This window comes from Anaerosporobacter sp., assembly GCF_031551385.1.
GTDB lineage: Bacteria > Bacillota > Clostridia > Lachnospirales > Lachnospiraceae > Anaerosporobacter.
Map to the genome: position 1 here is coordinate 1 of NZ_JAVBNS010000156.1, position 4,830 is coordinate 4,830.

4 protein-coding genes are annotated in these 4,830 nt (G+C 35.6%); 3 read left to right on the forward strand and 1 reads right to left on the reverse strand.

All coding sequences use genetic code 11. The annotated features are described in order from the left end of the window. The 3 genes from RMR19_RS12790 to RMR19_RS12800 form a co-directional block, all read left to right on the forward strand. Positions 1–1,844: COG1361 S-layer family protein (locus RMR19_RS12790; RefSeq protein WP_310603880.1), on the forward strand; the 1,844-nt coding region annotated here is incomplete at its 5' end. An 18-nt stretch (positions 1,845–1,862) separates the two neighbouring features. After that, on the forward strand, positions 1,863–2,417 hold the full coding sequence (locus RMR19_RS12795) for a hypothetical protein (RefSeq protein ID WP_310603881.1): 555 nt from the start codon (positions 1,863–1,865) through the stop codon (positions 2,415–2,417). Beyond that, the gene (locus tag RMR19_RS12800; protein ID WP_310603882.1) at positions 2,407–3,753 is read left to right on the forward strand and encodes an ABC transporter permease; all 1,347 of its coding nucleotides are present in this window, start codon (positions 2,407–2,409) and stop codon (positions 3,751–3,753) included. Before RMR19_RS12795 ends, RMR19_RS12800 begins: the two co-directional genes overlap by 11 nt. Before the next feature lie 21 nt (positions 3,754–3,774). Here the strand turns inward: RMR19_RS12800 and RMR19_RS12805 are convergent, their stop codons facing one another. Beyond that, a complete protein-coding gene (locus tag RMR19_RS12805; protein ID WP_310603883.1) occupies positions 3,775–4,659 on the reverse strand; it encodes a carboxypeptidase-like regulatory domain-containing protein in 885 nt (294 codons plus the stop codon). Positions 4,660–4,830: the final 171 nt, after the last annotated feature.

Consider the following 4,830-nt stretch of genomic DNA (forward strand, 5'->3'; position numbering starts at 1 on the left):
ATATTGAATCAACAGAATTAGCTTCCAATGGTACATATAAATTAGAATTAACAGGAACAGGATATGCATATACAATTGATGAAGATACAACATGTTCCTTAGTTTTTTCAAAAAAGTTAAGCGTTAAAGTTACAGGTCAAAAGACATCTGCTAAAGTCAAAATGAGTGGTATTGATTATGAGGAAGAAGTTGCGCGTGGAGATGAGTTCTCAATTTCTCTACAAGTTAAAAATAGTGGTGATTTAGTTGCGAGAGATGTTCGTGTATCATTAGGTGATTTTAGCTCACAAACAGATATCGTACCGAATTACTCTACATCAGAGACGTCTGTAGGAGATGTGGCTACTGGAATATCAAGAAATGTTGAGTTTCCAGTGAAAGTAACTGCTAATGCGGCAGCAGGTATAAAATCATTAAAGCTTACCGTTGAATGGTATGATGATAAAAAGGGCGAAGGATATACAGAAACAGCAAATATCTTCATTAACGTAGTTGTACCAGAAGATCAAGTGCAAAACAATGGAAAACCTAATATTGTTATTTCTAATGTTGTGCAATCACCAAGTGCACCAACAGCAAAAGGGAAAGTAACGGTAGCGTTTACGGTTGAAAACAAAGGAAAAACTTCAGCAAAACAATTAAAATTCACACCATCGAATATTGCTTCCTCAGGACTTAGTCCAGTATCAGCAAAACCATATGTATATATTGATGAATTAAAAGCTGGTAAGAAGAAAACGGTTAAGATGGAATATGTATTATCGGAAGATATCACAGAAGGTTTGCATGAACTTACGTATGCATTCACATACAAATATCTAAACAAAGATGGTTCTGATTATGAAGAAGGAAGTGAAAGTGTTAGCTTATTTGTAAGAGATGTTAAGAATCCAAAAGAGGCAACAAATCCAGTAAACACAAGTGTACCAAAGTTAATTATAAGTGATTTTAGTACAGGTGATGAAAAATTAAAAGCGGGTGATGTATTCACATTTACGTTTAATGTTAAGAATACACATGCTTCTATTGCAGCAAAGAATATTAAGGTGACAGTTTCGTCTGAAAATAATACATTTTCACAGACGTCAGGAAGCAATAGTTTCTATATCGATCAAATACCTGCAGGTGCAACAGCAACACAAACAATTGAACTGAAAATAAAAGCAGATACGGCATCGAATGCGTATCCATTAAAAGTAACATTTGATTATGAATACGAAGGTAAATCAGTAGGAGTAGATGGTAAAACAGAAGAATCAGGAACAGCAGAGAAAACAATAGAAGAGGTTCTTAATGTTCAAGTTTCAGAGAATGCAAGACCAGTAGTGCAAGATATCTATATCAGTTCATATGATGTACCTCGTGTAAATGAATCGACAACATTGACATTCAACTTCTATAACATGGGTAAATCAACACTTAACAATGTAACAGCAACGGTAGTAAGTGATTTCTATCAAGCAGCAGACACATCGACTAAATTTATTGGTAATGTAGAGGCTGGTCAAGGAAATACATATGAGATAGACGTAATTCCAATGATGGCAGGCGATTGCCCTGGCCAGTTAAAAATTACTTATGAAGATAGTAATGGCGATACGGTTGAATTGTTTGCGGATTTCACACAATATATAGAAGATCAAGTATCAATGGATGTCCCTATAGATAGTATGTTTCCAGAAGACATGCCAACAGTTCCAGAAGCAAAGAAAGCACTTTTACCAACTTGGTTGTTTGTAGTTATTGAAGTTGTAGTGTTTATCGTAGCAATTTTTATAGCTAGAAAGGTAGTTATTGGTTTATATAAGAGAAAACTACGTAAGCAAGAGGATGATGAGTTATAGGAAGGGGGATGAGAGAGAATGTTTAATACAACAATAATGAAAGACGCGTTATATGCGACAATGACAGTAACTGAGGTAAGTGTTCCAGATTCAACAAGTGCAGACAATGGAGAGAACTTATTGCAAAGTGCAGAAGACAATACAGATGCTAATGCAGATACAAACATGACTACAGATGTAGATACCAATATGGATACGAATGCAGATGGCATGGAAGGTGGAGAAAATACAGATGTTCCAGTAGACAATGTGGATGCAGACATGACGAATGTAGATGGGGAATCCATGGATATTGGTGGTGATACAGAACCTGGTGTTGATGATATGAATATCGACGCAAGTAACAGTGAAATGGAAGGACTTGAAGGTTCTGATATGTATACAGACGGCGCAATGGTTGACATGTCTGGCATGGATGGTGACATGACCGCTTCAACAACAAAAGATCCTTTCTTATCTAGTTATGTACCTATTGTAGGAATATCAGCAGCTACTTTGGTGGTGGGAGCTATTCTAGGAGTTCTACTAGCAAAGAAGAAAATAAAAAAAGGAATTGATCTGTATGAAGATTAGTGATCTTATTAAGATGGGACTTCGAAATTTAAGTAGAAGAAAGGCTAGAACAGCATTAACGGTTGTAGGCGTTATAATTGGTACAATTTCCATTGTTGTAATGATTTCTATTGGTATCGGTATGAATACAGGATTTAAGTCTCAAGTAATGGAACTTGGTAGTTTAACAACGATAACAATTAGTAAATATGCAATGATTCGAGATGAGAATGGAAATTATATTGATTCCAAGGAACAAATTATTAATGAAGACTTGCTAAATACGGTAAAACAAATTGAACATGTAAAAACAGCTACACCTGTTATGTATGTAGACGTATCGCTTAAAATAGGAAAAGATATCGATGGATATGCATACTGCGCTGTTATGGATATTGATGCAATGAAGGAATTTGGACTTCCTGATTTAGCGTATGGCGAGATGCCATCAGAAGCGAATCCTGATGTAATAATTATGGGAAGCGAAGTTCCTAAGAATTACTTTTATTCAATGAAGGGGAATCGCTACAGTCAGTATCAACTAGAGCTTGGTAAAGATAAAATGGTTGCTTACATGAATCTCTATAAATATGAACTAAAAGATTATTCAAAAAGAGCAGAATTTTATCTTGGAACAAATGTTGCAGTATTAGAACAGAATTCACAATACGATTATCAATGCTATATGTCTTTGGATACATTCAAGAGATGGTATATGGAAGCTATTGAGTATCTAAAACCATCGGATAAGAAGAAGGCGATAAAGGATTTAAAGCAATATGAGACCATTCAATTGAATGTAGATAATGTAAAAAATGTTAGTAAAGTAGAAAAGAAGATAAAAGAGCTTGGTTACCAAACTGAAAGTTTGAATTCATCCTTAGAGCCATTAGAGCAAACATCAAACATGATGCAAATGGTGTTAGGTGGCGTTGGTGCAGTTGCCATGCTTGTATCTGCAATTAGTATTGCGAATACGATGATTATGTCAATCTATGAAAGAACAAAAGAGATTGGCGTAATGAAAGTATTAGGTTGCTACATTACGGATATTAAGAAATTATTCTTGTTTGAAGCAGGAATGATTGGATTGATTGGTGGAATAATTGGTATCGGACTTAGCTATATTGCATCGTTTTGTATCAACAAATATGGTGAGCCATTGTTTAAAGCTTTAATGAAATCAACATCGGTTATGTATGATAATTCCGTTTCAACAAACTTTTCTATTATCCCAATCTGGTTGCCATTCCTAGCAGCAGGTTTTGCTATTGCAGTAGGTGTAATATCTGGTTACTATCCTGCTAAGAGGGCGACAAAGATTAGTGCAATTGAAGCAATGAAGACAGAGGGATAATAACTACCTCCCCAATTGCAATTAGGTCATCCAGTTAGGGCATTGAACACGGACGCCATCACAGTACTGTGTAAGAATAGGCTGCCTTACGTTTGGTCTTGATAGGAAGTTATTAAAGATACTATCAACAACAAGAGATATATTCTCGAATATATTTCGCTCAGCTATCCATTTGTGGTCAAATGCAGTTGACGATGTAATTGTAAAGCTATATCCTTTATTACGGTACCACTCTGTGTACACACGATTTAGTGTGAATGACATAATTGCTAAAACATTTGCTTGTATGGTAGCCTCTGGCCAAGTCGCATAGATTTCGCTGGAGGCTACATTTTTAATATAGTCACGGTAAAGCACGTAATGATTCTTGGCAGAATTATCTGTAGGTGGGCCATCATGTACAACAACATATTCAGGTACAACAACTTGATCAAGGACAATATCAAAATTAGAGACGTCCTTAATTTCTGGTTCAGCAATCTTTGGAGGATATTCATAATATAATGTGTGTGGGGAGATCACGAAAAGTTCACTTGAGGTTGGGTCTGCTGTTATAGGTAGTAGTTGAGATTCCTGTACAGCAGTAACAGTAGGAAGAATCTGTGAACCAGAAACAGTCATATCTTCGAAACCAGGAGCAGAAATCTGCAAGGTGTACTCGGAGTATGGCATGCTTGAATCTGGTTCTAAGCTATAGTCTAACGGAGGCGCTGGCAATTCAATTGTTTCTGTTTGACCGATAGAATTCGTTCGTATTTCTTCAATTATACTAGTAGGGTCACCAGTGCGTGTAATTTGAATGGTTGCATCCTCTATAGGTCTTAAGTTTGCTTCAGAATTTACACGGACTAACAACTTGCCAAGAGATTGTGTTTGTGTTTGCGCAGGGTAAACATAATTTCTCATGGGATACCTCAATTCATAAAAAGATATAGTATTAAGATATGTTTCTTTCTTAAAAATGTTAAGTATATACGAAAATGTTGTGGAATTCAGCAATATGTTTGTAGCAATAAATGTAGCCAATAGTAATAATAATTTTAAAGAATAATAAATATATTAAAGTTTGGGCTTGTC

Excerpts from the sequence above, each read along its gene's own strand:
- RMR19_RS12795 (WP_310603881.1), top strand. The coding sequence starts at position 1,863 with ATGTTTAATACAACAATAATGAAAGACGCGTTATATGCGACAATGACA.
- RMR19_RS12800 (WP_310603882.1), top strand. The coding sequence starts at position 2,407 with ATGAAGATTAGTGATCTTATTAAGATGGGACTTCGAAATTTAAGTAGA.
- RMR19_RS12805 (WP_310603883.1), bottom strand. The coding sequence starts at position 4,659 with ATGAGAAATTATGTTTACCCTGCGCAAACACAAACACAATCTCTTGGC.